General features: G+C 69.0%; 17 protein-coding genes. 7 read left to right on the top strand and 10 right to left on the bottom strand.

The window, feature by feature from the left end:
* Positions 1–37: 37 nt before the first annotated feature.
* Together AC1HFH_RS15690 and AC1HFH_RS15685 are read right to left on the bottom strand one after the other, a co-directional pair.
* Positions 38–472 carry a CBS domain-containing protein gene (locus tag AC1HFH_RS15690; protein ID WP_480247864.1) on the bottom strand — a complete coding sequence of 145 codons (435 nt, stop codon included), beginning with the start codon at positions 470–472 and terminating at the stop codon, positions 38–40.
* 113 nt (positions 473–585) lie between these two features.
* Positions 586–816, bottom strand: a complete 231-nt coding sequence (locus tag AC1HFH_RS15685) for a hypothetical protein (RefSeq protein WP_480243520.1) — start codon at positions 814–816, stop codon at positions 586–588.
* Positions 817–1071: 255 nt separating this feature from the next.
* Between AC1HFH_RS15685 and AC1HFH_RS15680 the strand changes: the two genes are divergently transcribed.
* On the top strand, positions 1072–1329 hold the full coding sequence (locus AC1HFH_RS15680) for a DUF397 domain-containing protein (protein ID WP_480243519.1): 258 nt from the start codon (positions 1072–1074) through the stop codon (positions 1327–1329).
* Positions 1330–1417: 88 nt separating this feature from the next.
* Positions 1418–2299: a helix-turn-helix domain-containing protein gene (locus tag AC1HFH_RS15675; protein WP_480243518.1), complete on the top strand. Its 882-nt coding sequence runs from the start codon at positions 1418–1420 to the stop codon at positions 2297–2299.
* Positions 2300–2348: 49 nt separating this feature from the next.
* Here the strand turns inward: AC1HFH_RS15675 and AC1HFH_RS15670 are convergent, their stop codons facing one another.
* The 4 genes from AC1HFH_RS15670 to AC1HFH_RS15655 all read right to left on the bottom strand — a co-directional run bounded on the left by AC1HFH_RS15670 (position 2349) and on the right by AC1HFH_RS15655 (position 4280).
* Positions 2349–2585 carry a hypothetical protein gene (locus AC1HFH_RS15670; RefSeq protein WP_480243517.1) on the bottom strand — a complete coding sequence of 79 codons (237 nt, stop codon included), beginning with the start codon at positions 2583–2585 and terminating at the stop codon, positions 2349–2351.
* Positions 2586–2792: 207 nt separating this feature from the next.
* A complete protein-coding gene (locus tag AC1HFH_RS15665) occupies positions 2793–3449 on the bottom strand; it encodes an NAD(P)H-binding protein (protein ID WP_480243516.1) in 657 nt (218 codons plus the stop codon).
* 11 nt (positions 3450–3460) lie between these two features.
* Positions 3461–3994 (bottom strand): DUF2599 domain-containing protein, encoded by a 534-nt coding sequence (locus AC1HFH_RS15660; RefSeq protein WP_480243515.1) that lies wholly within the window; start codon positions 3992–3994, stop codon positions 3461–3463.
* Between the two features lie 64 nt (positions 3995–4058).
* Positions 4059–4280: a hypothetical protein gene (locus tag AC1HFH_RS15655; RefSeq protein ID WP_480243514.1), complete on the bottom strand. Its 222-nt coding sequence runs from the start codon at positions 4278–4280 to the stop codon at positions 4059–4061.
* A gap of 342 nt (positions 4281–4622) precedes the next feature.
* Between AC1HFH_RS15655 and AC1HFH_RS15650 the strand changes: the two genes are divergently transcribed.
* Positions 4623–6029 (top strand): lipase family protein, encoded by a 1407-nt coding sequence (locus AC1HFH_RS15650; RefSeq protein WP_480243513.1) that lies wholly within the window; start codon positions 4623–4625, stop codon positions 6027–6029.
* Here the strand turns inward: AC1HFH_RS15650 and AC1HFH_RS15645 are convergent.
* A complete protein-coding gene (locus AC1HFH_RS15645; RefSeq protein ID WP_480243512.1) occupies positions 6026–7576 on the bottom strand; it encodes an acyl-CoA carboxylase subunit beta in 1551 nt (516 codons plus the stop codon). The genes AC1HFH_RS15650 and AC1HFH_RS15645 overlap by 4 nt on opposite strands.
* A 415-nt stretch (positions 7577–7991) precedes the next feature.
* Here AC1HFH_RS15645 and AC1HFH_RS15640 point away from each other — a divergent pair, with 415 nt between their 5' ends.
* From AC1HFH_RS15640 to AC1HFH_RS15630, 3 genes are all read left to right on the top strand, one after another.
* Entirely contained in the window at positions 7992–9011 is a 1020-nt protein-coding gene (locus tag AC1HFH_RS15640; RefSeq protein WP_480243511.1) for an alpha/beta hydrolase, read from the top strand.
* Between the two features lie 266 nt (positions 9012–9277).
* Positions 9278–10486 (top strand): esterase/lipase family protein, encoded by a 1209-nt coding sequence (locus AC1HFH_RS15635; RefSeq protein ID WP_480243510.1) that lies wholly within the window; start codon positions 9278–9280, stop codon positions 10484–10486.
* A 152-nt stretch (positions 10487–10638) separates the two neighbouring features.
* Entirely contained in the window at positions 10639–11679 is a 1041-nt protein-coding gene (locus tag AC1HFH_RS15630; protein ID WP_480243509.1) for an alpha/beta hydrolase, read from the top strand.
* Here AC1HFH_RS15630 and AC1HFH_RS15625 read toward each other — a convergent pair.
* Entirely contained in the window at positions 11664–12884 is a 1221-nt protein-coding gene (locus tag AC1HFH_RS15625) for a PucR family transcriptional regulator (RefSeq protein WP_480243508.1), read from the bottom strand. The two genes, AC1HFH_RS15630 and AC1HFH_RS15625, sit on opposite strands and share 16 nt — an antisense overlap.
* A 289-nt stretch (positions 12885–13173) precedes the next feature.
* Between AC1HFH_RS15625 and AC1HFH_RS15620 the strand changes: the two genes are divergently transcribed.
* Complete coding sequence (locus tag AC1HFH_RS15620; RefSeq protein WP_480243507.1) at positions 13174–13647, top strand: HAD-IIIC family phosphatase; 474 nt, start codon at positions 13174–13176, stop codon at positions 13645–13647.
* A 64-nt stretch (positions 13648–13711) separates the two neighbouring features.
* Here AC1HFH_RS15620 and AC1HFH_RS15615 read toward each other — a convergent pair whose 3' ends face one another.
* On the bottom strand, positions 13712–15289 hold the full coding sequence (locus AC1HFH_RS15615; RefSeq protein ID WP_480243506.1) for a GMC family oxidoreductase: 1578 nt from the start codon (positions 15287–15289) through the stop codon (positions 13712–13714).
* A gap of 160 nt (positions 15290–15449) precedes the next feature.
* Entirely contained in the window at positions 15450–16925 is a 1476-nt protein-coding gene (locus AC1HFH_RS15610; RefSeq protein WP_480243505.1) for an FAD-dependent oxidoreductase, read from the bottom strand.
* Positions 16926–17207: the final 282 nt, after the last annotated feature.

Genomic DNA, 17207 nt, shown 5'->3' with positions numbered 1-17207 from the left:
TGTCAGGATACGTCACGCGGGCAACAGGTTTCGTCGATCAGTAGCGTCCCTGCAGGTAGTCGACCAGGTGACTGCGCTCGGTGGCCAGTTCGGCGATCGCACTCTTCACGACATCCCCGATGCTCACCAGACCGGCCAGTTCGTCGTCCACGAGCACCGGTACGTGGCGTACCCGGTGCTCGGTCATCACCCGGCGCAATGCATCCACCCGGTCCTCGGGCGTGCAGGTCTGCACCGCCGTGGTCATGATGGTGGTGACCGGGTGATCCAGCAGGTCTGCGCCGTGCCGGTGCAGGCTGCGCACGACATCGCGTTCGGAAACGATTCCGGCGATCCGCCGACCGTCGGGGGAGACCACGACCGCACCGATGTTGGCCTCGGAGAGAACGGCGAGGAGCCGGCGCACGTCGGTGTCCGGCGTGACGGTCGTGACCGTCGCGCCTTTGGTGCGCAGGATGTCCGCGATGCGCATGGTGTTGCCGAGCCGTTTCGTGGTCGGGGTCATGACGGTATGTCGGATCTATCAGCATGCCCCGGCGCCGTCGGTGCGGACCAGCACGAAATCGTTACATTTGCCCCGTGCGCTCACTCGTCGTCGAGACCGGCGGACAAATAGGCTGCGGCCGCGAGCCACTGCCGGCATCGGGGTCCGTGGACCTCGTGTACCCGCAGGATCTCCCGGGCCTGGCGGTAGGTCATACCGCCGGGTTCGTGGGCGCAGTCGGCCGGACCGAGCGGCGCCGCAGCGGGTTGCCGCAGGGTCGGCAGGCCGGAAGTGGCCCCGATCCGGCGGGGTGTCCGAAAAGGTGTGCTCATCTCTCGACCGCCCCTCGCGTTTCGGCGACGGGGGAGGCCGATGGGATATCGGGACCTGCCCGGTACCTCCCCGTTGCGAGGGAGTGTAGGCAGTGAGTCTTTGCAGATGCAAGTACATCTGCACACTCGGCGCCGGAGTGTCGGACCGTGCTAGGGTCTCGTCCGGCATTGCAGATGCAAGAACGTTTGTGAGTGCATCCGCAGTGTCAAGAGTCGTTTACTGTGTCGATGTCGGCCAACTGTGGGAGCGCGAACATGTCGGGAACTGTGCGCGGAGCGATCGAGCGGACCGCCGCCGAAACGTGCGAGCGGCCCGCCGCGGAGGCGTGGCGGAAGAGCACCTTCAGCAACCCCAGCGGAAACTGTGTCGAGCTGGCCGAGGCGACGGGTGGTCTTGTGGCGATGCGGAACTCACGCGACCCGCACGGATCGGTGTTGTTCTACACCCGGCCGGAGATGGATGCGTTCATCCGCGGCGCGAAAGCCGGAGAGTTCGACTATTTGACCCGTTGACGGGTAGCATGGGCGATCGGTGCGGCGCTCTGGGCCTCCGGGCCGGGGCGTGGCCACGCCAACCCCGAGTATCGGAGTCGAAAAGTTCATGACCGCTGAATCCCACGACCTGGGTCGTATCCAACCGGTTGCCGAACGTGGTCCGACCGTCCTGCGTATTGCACTCGGCGGGCAGCTACGTAAGTTGCGGGAAGCCAAGGGGATCACCCGCGAGGACGCCGGGGAGGCGATCCGTGGGTCGCATGCGAAGATCAGCCGTCTGGAGCTGGGGCGCACCGGGTTCAAAGAACGCGATATCCGTGACCTGCTGACGCTGTACGGCGTCGCGGATCCGGCCGAGCGGGAGAAGTTCTTCGAGCTCGCCCGGCGGGCGAGTGAACCGGGCTGGTGGAGCGGTTACAGCGATCTGCTGCCCTCGTGGTTCAGTACCTATCTCGGCTTGGAGCAGGCGGCCACGCAGATCCGTACCTACGAGGCGCAGCTGGTGCCGGGTCTGCTGCAGACTCCGGAATACACGCGTGCCGTGGTGTCGCTGGGCTACGACGATCCGGAGACCGACCGCCGGGTGGAGGTGCGTGCCCGCCGGCAGGAGATCCTGTTCCGGGCCGACCCGCCGGTGGTGTGGGCGGTCCTCGACGAGGCGGTACTGCGGCGGCCGATCGGCGGCGCCGAGGTGCACCGGGCACAGCTGCAGCGGCTGCTCGAACTCGCGGCCCTGCCGAACGTGACGATTCAGGTAGTGCCGTTCGATGCCGGTGGCCACGCCGCCGCAGGAAGCTCGTTCAGCATTCTGCGGTTCGCCGAACCCGAGCTCACCGATATCGTCTACCTGGAGCAACTGACCAGCGCATCGTATCTGGAGCGCCGTCAGGACCTGGCGCTGTACCTTTCGGTGATGGACCGGCTCAGCGTGCAGGCCGCGCGGCCGGACCGGTCGTTCCAGCTGCTGCGCGAGGCAGCCGCCGGCTGACCCACGGCGGAACCCGGACGGCTGCCCGGCCGTCCGGGGTCGGATTCGATCAGACCCGCAGACAGCCTGCGGCGATCGACCAGAAGGTGTCGGCGGCCAGCAGTTGCACGTCCCAGTCGTCGGTGAAGGCGTGTGCGGTGTTGACGATCCGGTCGATGTCGAAGTCGTTCCGGGTGGCGGCGCCGGTGGATTCGACGGCGTCGATCACAAAGGCGACGGCGCTCTCCCGGGAGTGACTACGGTTCGCCGCGTCGGCGACTTCGATATGCCCGATGCTGTGATTCATTCGGATGCCCCTGACTGTAGGCAGTAGCAAACCCATGGCAACCTGGGCCTGGGTCCGCCGCTCGCGGCCTCCCCTGACTGTCCCCTGAATTGTGTTGCGGCACCGAGTTTAGGACGGTGCGCCTTTCAGATGCAAGCACATCTGCATGATCAATTTCGCGTCGCCGGTAGGGATTTCGCCTGGTTCGAGCATCGGGCAACCGGTTGGCTACCGGATGTTGCCGACCGCCACGGGTATCTTGGTGCTCCCGGAAACCAGCTCCAGGCATCGGCCGAAAGTGTTGTGTGCAGGAACAACTGCCGCGACGGTGGCTGCCACATCGGCCCGGGGCACGGTGCCGTACTCGATCGGCGGGGCGGCCAGTGTGACATCTCCGGTGCCGTCGGCATCCGTCAAGCGTCCGGGCCGAACGATCGTCCAGGCCAGCGGGCGGGCCCGGAGGTCAACCTCGGCCTGGGCCTTGGCGTCGATATAGGCGGCCCAGACCGCGCCCCGGTCGGGATCGACCGGTCGATCCACGCCCATGGTGGAGATCTGCACGAACCGTGGGATCCGCAGCTGCTGGGCGGCTGTTGCCAGGCGGATCGACCCGTCCCGGTCGACGGTGTATTTGCGGTCGGCACTGCTACCGGGCCCGGCGCCGGCAGCGAACACCACGGCGTCGGCACCGTCGAGGACCTCGGTGAGTTCGGCCGCCGATCCCTGCTCGAGGTCGTGCAGTACCGGGACGGCACCTGCCGCCCGTACTTCCGCCGCATGGTCGGGGTTGCGGATCAGGGCATGGACCTGGTCGCCGGATCCGGTGAGGATCCGGGCGAGCTGCCGGGCGATCCGGCCGTGTCCGCCGGCGATCACGATGCGCATGGACGATCCTTTCAACGTTCGGGCCCGCCGGGGTTGCAGGTGGCGGACACGGTCTCGGCGTATCCGACGGCGGGACGCCAGGGTTCGAGATTCCAGCTCGGTTTGTCGGGACGGACCAGGCGGGCCCACACCCAATGGCAGATGAACTGGTCGCGCATCCCGGGGGTGGCGGCGTCCGGCGCCGCGGCCAGGACCTCCTGCCAGGCCCGTTCGCCGTTCGATTCCGTGGTGGTGCGCCGCCCGGCCTCGGTGGGGAACACCAGCAGCCGGGGTCCGTCCACGGCGTCGACCCAGGTGACCGATTCCACCAGTGGCAAATCGGCATAGGGGTCCGGTGGCGGCGCGAAGGTGGTGACCGGTGCGGTGGTGGCTGGGGGTGCGGTGGTGCTGCTGCGCGCAGCCCGGGCGTCGTCCCCCGCGCCACCGCAGCCGGCGAGCAGGGCCACCGCGAGTACCGCGGTGACGACAGGGAACCAGCCGCGTCGGCGGGCATCGAGCAGGCGTGCCGGGTCCCGGGTGGAATATCGCGGTGCCGACGAACTCACCGGGTCCTCCTGGCTCGGATCGCCGCGGGTGCGCGGCACAGTCGACGAGCCTAGTGGGTGCCGGTCACCGCCACAGCGTCCGGCAGGGCAGCGGCCGCAAGCCGGGGCGGAGTTTGCCGTCCACGGTCACCGGGATGCCGGCGTGCACGGCGGCGGCGGTGAACTCCCACGCTTCGGCGGGTGTCGCGGCGTATTCGAGTATCAGTGTGTCCTCCGGCCGGGGGCCGTCGAACGAAATGGTGATGCGGCGGGTGGGGATGGCGTCGCAGGGATCGGCGGGGTACATAACCGTTTCCTTTCGACCCGGCACCGGCGGTGCCGACGGGCCTCAACGGTAGGCCGCGCAGCATACAGAAGAACATGTTCTCTGATAGCTACCGGATATGTCACAGACCGGCGGTGGCGCTGCCGTGCATCGCCACGACCGCCCGCCCGGCCGCACTGTATTGCGATCCGGGCGCAGGGTGCGCACGAGTCGAGCACGCTCCGGCATCGGCTGGGGCGGCAGACCTTAGCCTGAGTCCACCGGTCCACGACAGAGGGGGAGGAGCGGAGGGGTCGGGGGTGTCGGCCGAGGGCATCCGGGGCCGGTCGGATTCGTCGAATACCTCACCCGAAGGCGTGTGCCATGAGATCTGCCGGCATTCTCGTACTGTCCCTGGTCGTCGCCCTCGCCGGTGCGACCGGCGCCCTCGCCCAGGCGGCCCCGCCACCGCTGCCGGCAGCGCCCGGCCCACCGCCCTTGCCCCCGCCCGGCGAGCTGCTGCCGCAGGTGCAGCAGTGGATCGACGAGGTGCTGCCGCCACCCCCTGTGCCGTCCGGAACCGCTCCGACGCCGGGCCTGAACACTGCGAATGTCCCTGCGGATCTCCAGGATCTGCGCGCCGCGGTGCTGCCGGCGCCGGTCGGCGATCCGATGTTCGACAGCTGGCCGCCGGACCTCGGAAACCGCAGCCCCGGCGAGGTGCTCGCGCGGCGCGAGGTGCTCGCGACAGCGGCACCGGTGGCGATGGTTCCGCTGGCCCGCGCGACACTTCTGAAATTCCGGACGTCGGGAGCCCACGGACAGCCCTCGTTCGCTACGGCCACCCTGCTCGAACCGGCGGCACCCTGGCCGGGCCCCGGGGACCGGCCGGTACTGGTGAACAACCTGCCGATCGATGCGCTGGGGCGCGAATGCACACCGAGCCATACACTGGCCCACGGCATCTCGGCGAAGACCAGCATGACCGACTTCCTGCCGCCGACGACTCAACTTGCTGCGCTGCGCGGATACGCTGTACTGCTACCGGACCACGAGGGGCCCTGGATGGCCTATGCGGAACCGTATGTCGCCGGGCACGCCGTCCTCGATGCGATCCGCGCGGTCCGTGCGGCGGATCCGCAGCGCTACGGGACCAGCCGGTTCGCGATGACCGGCTACTCCGGCGGGGCGATTGCGACGCACGGCGCGGTGAAGCTGATCGGCGGGTACGCACCGGAACTGGTGCCGTTCGTCACGGGGGCCGCGCTGGGCGGAGTGCCGGCCGATTTCGAACTGCTCGCCGACAGCATGGACGCGAACCTGGCCTCGGGGGTGTTCATGGCGGCGACCTTCGCGATCGGCCGGGAACGCCCCGAGATCCTGGCCCGGATGAACTCGCTGGCTCGCTGGGTGGCGACCTCGCCGATGAAGGACCAGTGCGCGAGCGTGTTCGCCGTGCCCGGCGTACTGCACCTGCCGATCGATATCGCCGCCGACTTCCCGGATCCGCTGAACTCCGCCCTGGCCGAGCAGATCTACGAGATCACCCGGATGTCGGGGCTACGATCGCCGGTCCCGCTCTACATCTACAACGGCGAACAGGAGTTCTGGATCCCCGCGGAAGGAGCCCGGCAGCTGTTCCGGGAGCAGTGCGCGCTCGGGGCCGTGGCGGTGTACCGGAGTGTGCCCGGTGAACACATCATCGGCGCCGCAACCGGCTACCCGGAATCGCTGGCCTGGCTCGATCGGCGGCTCCGGGGCCTGCCGGCCCGCTCGGAATGCGGTGGCTAGACCGGGAACAGGCCGTGTTTGCGGGGGTTGGGTCGCTCGACGGCCTCCTTCTCCCGCAGCAGCCGCAGGGCCCGGCGGATCTCCAGCCGGGTCTGCGACGGTTCGATGACCGCATCGATATAGCCGCGTTCGGCCGCGATCCACGGGGTGGCGACGGTGGCGTTGTACTGGTCGATCAGATATTCGCGGGCCGCTGCCCGATCGGCGGGCGGCACCTGCTGCAGCTGTTTGCGGCCGACTATGCCGACCGCGCTCTCCGCGCCCATCACTGCGATCCGGGCGGTCGGCCAGGCGAGGCTGATATCGGCCCCGAGCTGCTTGCAGCCCATCACGGCATAGCCGCCGCCGTAGGCCTTGCGTACCACGACGGTGACGATCGGGACGGTTGCCTCGATGACCGCCCGGAAGAAGCGGCCACCACGTTTGATCACGCCGTTGCGTTCCTCCTCGACGCCGGGCAGTACTCCGGGAGTGTCGACGACGAAGACCAGGGGGATGTGGAAGGCGTTGCACAGCCGGATGAAATGAGTGGCCTTGTCCGAGCATCTGGCATCGATCGCGCCGCCGAGCACCATCGGCTGGTTGGCCAGTACCCCCACGGTGCGGCCGTCGACCCGGGCGAATCCGGTGATCAGGTTGGTGGCTGTGGTGGGGCCGATCTCGTGGAAGTCGCCGTCGTCGAAGATGCGCAGCAGAATGTCGTACATGTCGTAGCCGCTGCGGTCGGAGTCGGGGATGATCGCATCGAGTTCCCGATCGGTCGCAGTGATCTGCGGTTCCAGCCCCGGATTCACGATCGGCCCCGGTTCGGCGCAGCTGGACGGCAGGAAGGCGAGATAGTTGCGCGCCCAGTCGAATGCGGCCTGCTCGTCGGCGGCGACGTGGTGGATCGTGCCGTTGTCGGCCTGCACCCGTGCCCCGCCGAGTTCCGCCATGGTCACCGCTTCTCCGGTGACCTCCCTGATCACCTCGGGGCCGGTGACGAACATGTACGACTTCTCGGTGGCGATCAGCACATCGGTGTTGACCGGAGCGTACACCGATCCGGCGGCGCATTTGCCCAGCATGATCGATACCTGCGGCACGAATCCGGACAGCTGCTCCTGCCGCCGGCTCATCAGTGCGTACCAGGCGAGCGAGGTGACCGCATCCTGGATCCGCGCACCACCGGAATCGTTGATCGCCACTACGGGGCACGCGTTGTGCACGGCGAAATCGAGTGCGGCGGCGACCTTGCGGCCGAACATCTCGCCGACCGAGCCGCCGAAGACGGTCTGGTCGTGCGCGATCACCACGACCGGGCGGCCGTCGATCCGGCCCCGGCCGGTCACGACCCCGTCGCCGTACATCGCGGCACCGTTACCGGGTTGGCGGACCAGCTTGCCCATCTCGACGAAACTGCCCGGATCCAGGAGTGCACGTACCCGTTGCCGGGCGCTGGGGATGTCCTTGGCCTTGCGTTTGGCGATCCCCGCCTCGCCGGCCGGCTCCTCGGCCAGTTCCTGGAGATCGTACAGCTGGTCCAGCTTGTCCTGTGTCGTGCTCACTCGCCATTGCCCTTCGAACTCGCCGCGCCGCAGACCCGGCAACGTTGCCGGTGACGAGGCTCCGCGATCGTAACGAAGGCTGGTGTGAAGCGTGACTGCTTCAACTATTTCCGGTCGGGCGGATGATGTGCGGCCGTCGCCTGTGTGGTCGTCGGGCCGGTTGTGATCGCCCCCAGTGCCGCCGTAGGCCGATGGTCGCCCGTGCCAAATGATCGGAAAATTGTTTCTCGGTGGCACATTCGTACCTATTGTGGATTCTCACCGGAATTGGATACAGGTTTCGAGGAGTGGACGTGGTCGCACCGGGTGCCGGTCGAACCGATTCGAGTGGCGAATATTCCGTCACCGGAGCCGGGGACGCGCGGAATCCGTGGCGCGGAATCGCCCGCGGCGGCGATCCGGGTAGGTGGTCGCGGTGAATTCGGGCTGGTCGATCGCGGCGGCGGCATGTGCGGCCGTATTGGCGGCGAGCCCGGCAGCGGCCGCTCCGCTGCCCGGGGGAGCTCCCGCGCCGCCGCCGGTCAACGACGCGTTCACGCGGACCGGGTTGACCGAGATCGAGGTGATCTCGCAGCAACGGGAACGGCTGTACATCATCTCGTCGGCGATGCGGCGGACCGTGGCGGTCGACGTGCTGCGCGGCTCCGGTGCGGCACCGCGGCCGGTGCTGTACCTTCTCGACGGCGTGGAGGGCGAAGCGACCTCCGGCTGGTTGTCCAAGGGCAGGGCGGGTGAGTTCTTCGCCGACAAACCGGTCGATGTGGTCCTCACCAGTGGTGGTGCCGGCAGCATGTACAGCGACTGGGCGCGCTACGACCACCGGCTGGGACTGCAGCGCTGGGAAACCTTCCTGACCGAGGAGTTGCCGCCGATCGTCGAGTCCTACCTGCGGACGGCCCGGGGGCAGCGGGCGATCGCGGGAGTGTCGATGGGCGCCCAGGCGGCAATGACGCTGGCCACCCGGCATCCGGGCTTCTACCGGGCCGTGGCGGGGATGAGCGGCTGCTATTCGACAGCGGATCCGGTGGGGCGTGCGGTCACGACGCTGACGGTGGCGTCGGCGGGCGGCGATGTGCGCAACCTCTGGGGGCCGCCGACCTCGCTGGACTGGCTCTCCCATGACGCCTCGCTGGGCGCGGGACGGCTCGCCGGTACGACGGTCTACCTGTCCGCGGCCTCCGGCCGCCCGGAGTGGTCCGAAATGCGGGTCCTCGCCGAGTCCGGCGACGTCCGGCGGATATTGGACGTGGTCGGCGGCGGCGCACTCCTCGAACTGGGCGCACGGGCGTGCACCGAGACCTTCGCGCGCCGGCTGGCCGACGTCGGCGTCCCGGCGACCGTCGAGTACTTCGAGGCCGGCACGCACGCCTGGATCGACTTCCGGGAGCAGTTGCCGCGTGCCTGGCGGACATTGTCGGCGGCTTTCGATCGGTAGTCCGGAAACATCACCGCCGGTGCCGACTGTCCGAGGTCTCCACATTTCCTGGAGTAATCGAAAGTCGGTGAAATATTTTCGGTCGTTCCGAAATTGCTGTGTGTGATCACTGGCGTATCGAAAGGCGCCGGTGAATTGCCCAGTGGTGGACCGGGCACGGGCCCGTCCCGGAATTGCGGGCGTAGTTTCCTGTGCGGTTCCCGGCAATGCAGCGAAGCGAAATTCGTTGCGGAGGCCGAAACTACAACACAGGAAGATCACTGACGATGAATCGAACCAGGCATCGACGCGGGCTGCGGTCCGCGGTGCTGCTGGGTGTCGCCGCGCTGACGGTGGGGCTGGGTGCCGCAGGCGCCCAGGCCCGACCGGCGGAGTCACCCGTGGAGCAAGCGCTTGCCGACCTCATCGGTGTGGGCCGCTCCGCCATCGCCTACGGCGACGACGGCGGGCTCGGCGGCACCGGGTCGGCGTGTACCTCCGGCAGTGGCGCGGGCTCGGGCAACGGGTCGGGCGACTGCTATGCGGGCTCGGGCTCGAGTTCGGGCTCCGCCGGCGGGTACAGCTCCGACACCCAGGGGTGGGGGCCCAGCCAGACTTCGTGGCTGGCGGCCTTCGCCTACGGCCTCACCAACGGTGACGCAGCACCTCCCGGAAGCAACGACTGGAACTGCAAGCCGACCGCCGAACATCCCCGCCCAGTCGTGCTGCTGCACGGCACCTGGATGAACGCTTACAACGGTTATGCCTATATGGGCCAGCCGATCAAGGATGCGGGGTTCTGCACCTTCGCGTTCAACTACGGGCGTTCCAACCTGGTCGAGGGCGGCGGCCTGGGGTCGGTACTGCCCGGCGTGATGGGCACCGGCTACATCCAGGACTCGGCCAAGCAGACGGCGGCGTTCGTGGACCGCGTCCTCGCCGCCACCGGCGCCGAGGAAGTCGACATCGTGGCGCACTCGCAGGGCGGCTCGATGGCGAACTGGTACACCAAGTACGAGGGCGGCGCCGACAAGGTGAAGAACCTGATCACCTTCGGTGCCACGCACCACGGCACCAGCTTGGACGGGATCGGCGCGCTCGGGCGCGCGGTGAACAACTTCGGCATCGACGTGCTGGGTCTGGTGGAGATCTTCGTCGGCCACGCCGGCATCCAGCAGACCGTGGGTTCGCAGTTCGTACTCGATCTCAACAAGAACGGGGACACCGTCCCCGGTGTCGACTACACCATCGTCGGCACCCGCTACGACGAGATCACCAACCCGTACCAGCTGACGTTCCTGGACGCGGGGCCGGGGGCCACCGTCCGCAACATCACGCTGCAGGAGGGGTGCGAACAGGATCTGTCCGACCATCTGACCATGATGTACTCGCCGCGTTCGCTGTCCATCGTGCTCAATGCGCTCGACCCGGTGCAGCATCCGAATCTCGCCTGCACCTTCAACCCGTGGGTGATCGGCGGCGGCGGATCGCTGTAGGCGGAGGCACATCGACCGGCGCGCCATAGCGGAAGTGCATCGGAGATCGCACTATCCTGGCCCGCAGTTCGATTGCGCGGCGTGGGCGTCTCGCTGAGCGAGCCGCCCACGCCGTCGTCGGTTTCCGGCTCGCGGTGGTCGAGGAGATGCAGGTGCGCAGGACGTGGATTGCGGGGCTCGCCGTGGTCGCCGTGCTGGGCCTGCCGCTGCGGCCGGTGCAGGCCGAACCGCCACCGGTCGACCCGACGATCCGGACCACCCGGCTGCACACCGTGGAACCCGCGGGGGCGCAGCGGGAACGGCTGCACATCGCGTCGGCGGCCATGCGGCGGACGGTGACGGTGGACATTTTGCGCGGGGCCGGCCCGGGGCCGCGGCCGGTGCTGTATCTGCTCGACGGGGTGGACGGGGAACCGGTGTCGGGCTGGCTCACCAAGGGCGGTGCCGCCGACTTCTTCGCGGACGAGCCGGTGGACGTGGTCCTGACCAGTGGTGGTGCCGGCAGCATGTACAGCGATTGGGCACAACACGATTCGGCGCTGGGACACAATCGCTGGGAAACGTTCCTGACCGAGGAGCTGCCGCCGCTCGTGGAGGGCTATCTCGGCGGTGCCGGGCCGCGGGCGATCGCCGGAGTCTCGATGGGGGCACAGGCGGCGATGATGCTGATCCAGCGCCACCCCGGTCTCTACACCGCCGGCGCCGGATTGAGCGGATGCTACTCGACCGTCGACGATCTCGGCCGGGCGGTGACCACCATGACCGTGGCATCCCGCGGCGGCGACGTCCGCAATCTGTGGGGTCCGCCGGGCACCTCGGAATGGGCGGCACACGACAGCCTGCTCGGCGCGGAACAGTTGCGTGGCACGGCGCTGTACCTGGCGGCCGGTAACGGCATCGCGACCCCCGCCGACCTGGCGGCCGTGGCCGCGGCACCGGATCCGGTGGCGGCACTGCGGCTGATCGGTGGCGGCGGGCCGCTGGAGCTGGGCGCCCGGGCATGCACCGAACGCTTCGCCGACCGGCTCGCGGCGCTGGGGATTCCGGCGACGGTCGACTACACCGCCGCCGGAATGCACACCTGGCCGGACTTCCGGGACCAGCTGCCCGCCGCCTGGGCGGCACTGGCACCGGCCCTCGGTGTCACCCCTGCAGATCCGTCACCCGGATTCGGCGATCAGCCGGACCGGTAGCTGCGCGCGACCAGCGCGGAACGCAGGTACCACAGGCCCGAGGGCTGACCGGGGTCGAATCCGGTGAGCTGGCCGATCCGCTTGAGGCGGTAGTCGACGGTGTTTGTGTGCACGTGCAGGACCCGGGCGGTGCGCTGGCGGTTCAGATTGTTGGCGATATGCCGCTGCAGGGTCTCCAGCAGCTCCGGATGCCGATCGAGCGGATCCAGCAGGGAACCCAGGTACTCACGTCCCGGTCCCGGCCGGGTCAGCTGGTATTCCAGGGCCAGCTCGTCGAACCGGTACAGACCGGCGACGGCATTGAGCCGGTGCACCATATCGAGCAGCTCATGGGCCTGGTCGGCGGCGCCGGGCAGATCTGCGGTGCTCGCCTCGACGTGGGCGGCGGTGATGCCGACCTGGGCGGCCCGGGAGAGCCGGGTGACCAGGTCGGTGAGCTGTTCCCGGCTCAGGGTGTCGACCGGTAGCAGGATGGTCCCGCCGTCGACGCTGAGCAGCGACAGCGCGGTGTCCTCGCACCGTTTCGCGAGTTCGGCCTGCACCCGACGGAGCTTGCGGCGCGCCACCACCTTGCCGTCCACCGCCGGATTGTGTTCGTCGCGGTGCGGCGGAATGGTGAGTGCGAGCACGCAGTAGCGTTCGGCGATGGCGATCCCGCACTCCCGGGCCATCGTGGAACTGCTCTGGCCGCCGAGCAGTGCCGAGGTCAGGGTGTGCACGGCCGTGTGGTGCTCGCTCACCACCGAACGCAGTTCGCGGACATAGGCCCGGGAGACCTCGGCGGTGATGGTGTCGAGCATGCCCATCACCATCTTGGCGCCGTTGAGCAGATCGTCGTGGTCGGACACGGTGGCGTCGGCGACGATCAGATCCAGCCCCATCTTGAAGCCCTCGGCGATCGAATGGTGGATCGTGTCGATGGGAACGCCTTCACGAGCCCATCCGGCGGCCGCATCCTGCAGCCGGGCGAGCTTGCCCGGAATGTCCTTGCCGTCCAGGGTACTGACCGCGAACTCCAGGCACAGCCGGGTGACGGTGGTGATGTCGCCCGAGATCGCATCACCGGGCAGGGTGCCGCAGGGGGCGACGTTGGCGACGAAATGGCCCACCATGGTGCGGGACAGGGTGCCGACATCTTGCAGTGGGGTCGACATCGGGCGGCCCGATACGGTGAGCGTCGGGCGTGGTGAACTCTCGACGGACATCTGTGATCCTTCCACCCCCGGAATGTCGAGTCCGGCAACGTCACCCTACCGGCCGGTAATGAGATGGGTGCGGGTTTGCTGCATCCTGTCGGCGATCACAATGCCGGTCCGCGGAATTGTGGGGCGGGACAAGGCTGGCCCGGGGTGGTGCCGGGTTGTAGAGTTCACCGGAGCCGAATCCGGTCACGACCGTGGCCGGACGGCGCGTGCCGTGCCCGGACGGTGCTGTACCCATCGACCGCGCACGCCGCAGTGTACGGACACCGACGATGCGTTAGGGGCACCCGCGATGCGACCGGCTGTGCGATGTCTGGTCTGGGAACTGGACAACACTCTGTGGGACGGCGTGGTGCACGACCGGACCGGTGCGGCCCCACGACCGGAGGCCGTGCGGACCCTGGAGACGCTCGCCCAGCGGGGCGTCCTGCATGCGGTCGCGGCCCGCGGCCACCGCGACTGGACGCTGCAGAAGCTGTACCGGCACCGATTGTTCGAGATGTTCTCCGCGGTCGAGATCGGCTGGGGCCGGAAGTCGGCGTCGGTGGTGCGCATCGCCCGCACCCTGGGGATAGGCCTGGAATCGGTGGCCTTCGTCGACCCGGAACCGGTGGAGCGGGCCGAGGTGTCGCGCGCGTTGCCGCCCGTCCGCTGCTATCCCGCCCGCAATATCGACGTGTTGCAGGGGTTGCCGGAGTTCCACGGCTCGGGGAGCGGCCGGCAGTTGCCCACCCCGCCGATGGGATTCGCCCGGGTGGGTGCCTGACCGGCAGCGGTCCTACCGCACCGGTCGGGCCCGCGTCGGCCGGTCGGCCGCCGCGGGGCTCCGGTCAACCGCGCTCGGCCCGGATGAACTCGGCGGCTTGTTCCCCGATGAACACACAGGGCGCGTGGGTGTGGCCACGAATGATGGTGGGCATGACGGATGCGTCCGCGACCCGGAGTCCGTCGACGCCACGGACCTTCAGCTCGGGATCGACGACGGAAGCGGGATCGGTGCCCATCCGGCAGGTGCCTGCCGGGTGGTAGAGGGTGTGCGAGTACTCGTCGAGCGTGAGTCGCAACGTGGCCTCCAGATCGTCCGGCGCCTTCGGCGGGTAGATCACCGGGCCGAGCGTGGCCCGCATCGCCGGCTGAGCGGCGATATCCGCACACATCCGCAGACCGGCCAGCATGGCGGCCCGGTCGGCCCCTTCCGGGTCGGACAGATACCGCGGGTCGATCAGGGGCTTGTCCGCGGGATCGGCCGATCGGAGGGCGACCCGGCCGCGACTCTGCGGACGCAGCAGCACCGTCACCAGGATCACCCCGTGTTCCGTCGGATCGGGCAGCCCTTCGTAGTAGAACGGCGCGGGGGCGTAGATCAGCTCCAGGTCCGGATGCTCCAGATCGGTCCGGCTGCGCACGAAGCCGTACGCCTCGCCGACGTTCGAGGTCAGCATGCCACGGTGCCGGATCAGGTAGTTCAGCAGTTCCAGGGGCTTCTCGGCGGCGAACAGCGAATCCTTCTCGACGCCGTAACCGATGCCGGAGGTCAGGTGGTCCATGAGGTTGGCGCCGACCTCCGGCGCATGGGCCACCACGTCGATGCCGTGCCCGGCCAGCTCGTCCCGGTCACCGATACCGGACAGCTGCAGCAGTTGCGGTGTGTTGATCGCGCCGCCGCAGACGATCACCTCCTGCTTCGCAGCGGCAGTGTAGGTCCGCCCGTCCCGGCGGAACTCGACACCGGTGGCCCGGGTCCCGTCGAACAGCACCCGGGTGGCGAGCGCCCCGGATTCGACGGTCAGGTTCGCACGACGCAGGGCCGGGCGCAGATAGGCGTCGGAGGTGCTCCAGCGCCGGCCGTCGCGCTGGGTGACCATCGTCTGGCTGAACCCCTCCGGCGCCGGCCGGTTCGCCGGTTCCAAGGGGTAGCCGGCCTGCCGCGCCGCCTCCAGGTAGGCGTGCGTGCTGGAGCGGGGGCTGCGCTGCCGCTGCACGTGCAGCGGCCCGTCGGTGCCCTCGTCCGAGTACTGGGCATCCTGCACCCGTTCGATCCGGCGGAACTGCTCCACCGCGGCGCCGAACCCCCATTGCTCCCCGGCCAGCAGCGCCCATTCGTCGTAGTCGGCTCGGAAGCCGCGGACCCACATCATCGCGTTCATCGACGAGGAACCGCCGTACACCTTCCCGCGCGGGAAGTAGATCTGCCGCCCGGCCAGTTCCGGCTGCGGCTCGGTGAGGTAATCCCAGTCCAGTTCGCTGCGGAACAATTTGGCGAAGGCGGCGGGGATATGGGTGAACTTGTCGTCGTCCGGTGGACCGGCTTCCAGCAGCAGCACCGTGGTGCCGGAATCGGCGCTGAGCCGGTTCGCGACCACGGCCCCCGTCGATCCGGCGCCGACGATCACATAATCCGCGGACATCCCACCTGCTTGCACTGCACCGTCTCCGATCTGCTGCCCGGTCGATTCTGGGTCGCCCGTCGGCCCGGATGTCCTGCTGTGCCAGCCGGAGTCGCCGAGCGACAGGCGCGCTCAGCCTACTGACCCGGCGCCGGTTTCGGGGCATCGTCGCCCGGAGCGGTCAGGATGCGGCGGCCCGGCCCGCCCGGCGTCCGTAGAAGCTGCCGTCGCCGAGCGATGCGCCGCTGACGTAGCCGCCGGCGCAGAGTCCGGCGGTGCACCGGCCGGCGGCGAACAGGCCGGGAATCGGGGTGCCGCCGACGTGCAGCACTCGGCCGTCCAGGTCGGTACGCAGACCGCCGAGCGGGAATCCGGCGGTGCGGCCACGCAGGTCGAAGCCGGCCAGCGGGGTGCCGATCGGGCGCACCCATTCCGGTTTCTTGCCGAGCACCGGGTCCGTTCCGGCGGCCGCATGCCGGTTGTAGGTGTCGACGGTGGCCTGCAGGACTCCGGTGGGGAGCCCGATATCGGATTCGAGTTCGGCCACCGATTCCGCCGCCCAGTCCGGTGGCACCCGGAGGAAGGGGGTGGCCGTCTCGGTGGCCAGCGCGGCTGTCAGCGATGCTTCGTCGATCACCAGGTAGGCCGCGTTGTCTTGATGGAACAGTGTTGCCTGGCCGATGTGGCCCGGGTAGGTGTCCTCGGCGATGTAGCGCTGTCCGCGGGCGTTGACCAGGATCCCGCGCGCCATCAGCTGTGGGTCGGCCAGCACAGCGACCTCGGTGGCATCCATATGGGCCACCTGGGCACCGAGTGCCTGCGCGATCCGGATCCCGATGCCGTCGTGCTCCTCGACCGCCGCTCCGGGCCGGCCACTGATCCGCGGTGCGTGTCGTTCGACCATGGTGCCGTCGTAGGCGAAACTGCCGGTGGCCAGGACGACCCCGCGCTCGGCCCGGACGGTGACCGGGGCGCCGTACCGGGTGGCCAGGAACCCCCGGACCCGACCCTCGTCGGTGATCAGCCGGCGGATCCGGGTGTCGTAGACGACCTCGACACCCAATGCTTCGGCGGTCTGCACCAGAGACTTCATCAGCACGTAGCCACCGCTGCGTTCACCGGACCGCTTGTCGGCGAGCTGGGGAACGTGACCGCGGGGCGCGGGGGTGGCCATGTCGTGGTACGGCGCCGCGTTCTCGCCACCGGAGTACATCAGGCCCTCGTCGTGCGGCGGCTCCCAGCCCGGTTCACCCCAGAACGCAGCGCGGAACGGTACTCCGCAGCCGACCAGCCAGTCGTAGTGCTCGGCGCTGCCGTGGCAGTAGTCGTCGACGACTTCCGGATCGGCGCCGGGCCCCAGTGCGGCGCCGAGGAAGGTGGCCATGTTCTCCGGCGAATCCGGGAAGCCGAGTTCCTGCTGCAATGCCGTACCGCCACCGAGGTATACGAAACCACCGGCGAGTGCCGCCGCACCACCCCAACCGGCGGTGCGTTCGACGACGAGTACCCGGGCACCGGCCCGGGCGGCCTCGATGGCGGCGCACACCCCTGCGATGCCGTATCCGGCGACCACGACGTCGGCGCTGTGGTCCCAGTGGTCGACGGCCGTCACGGGGAGGGCGGCGACGGTATCGGCGGCGAGTTCTGGTTCGGCCACGGTTTCGGTCCTTCCGCTGTGGCGCCTGGTCGGCGCGGTGCCGCGATGGTGCACCGGACACGCCGGGGCGGCCGGCGCATGTTCCGCTGAGCGGGCGGCCGATTCCGGCGCCGCCGGCAGGGCCGGGTGCAGGTACGGCAGTCGTCCCCTGGATCCGGTCGAGATCCGTTACGCTGCATACGGAAACCGGTGGAATCCGGAAGGTCGTCGAGGCCAGGAGGCTCGGAGAAGATGTCGCAACCCTCCGCCGCATACCCGAGTGCGGTGCCGGTCGGAGTCGAT

The sequence above is a fragment of the Nocardia sp. KT25-26 genome (assembly GCF_056627695.1).
Note: the sequence above shows the minus strand (reverse complement) of the source record. Positions and strands in the feature narration are given on the sequence as shown.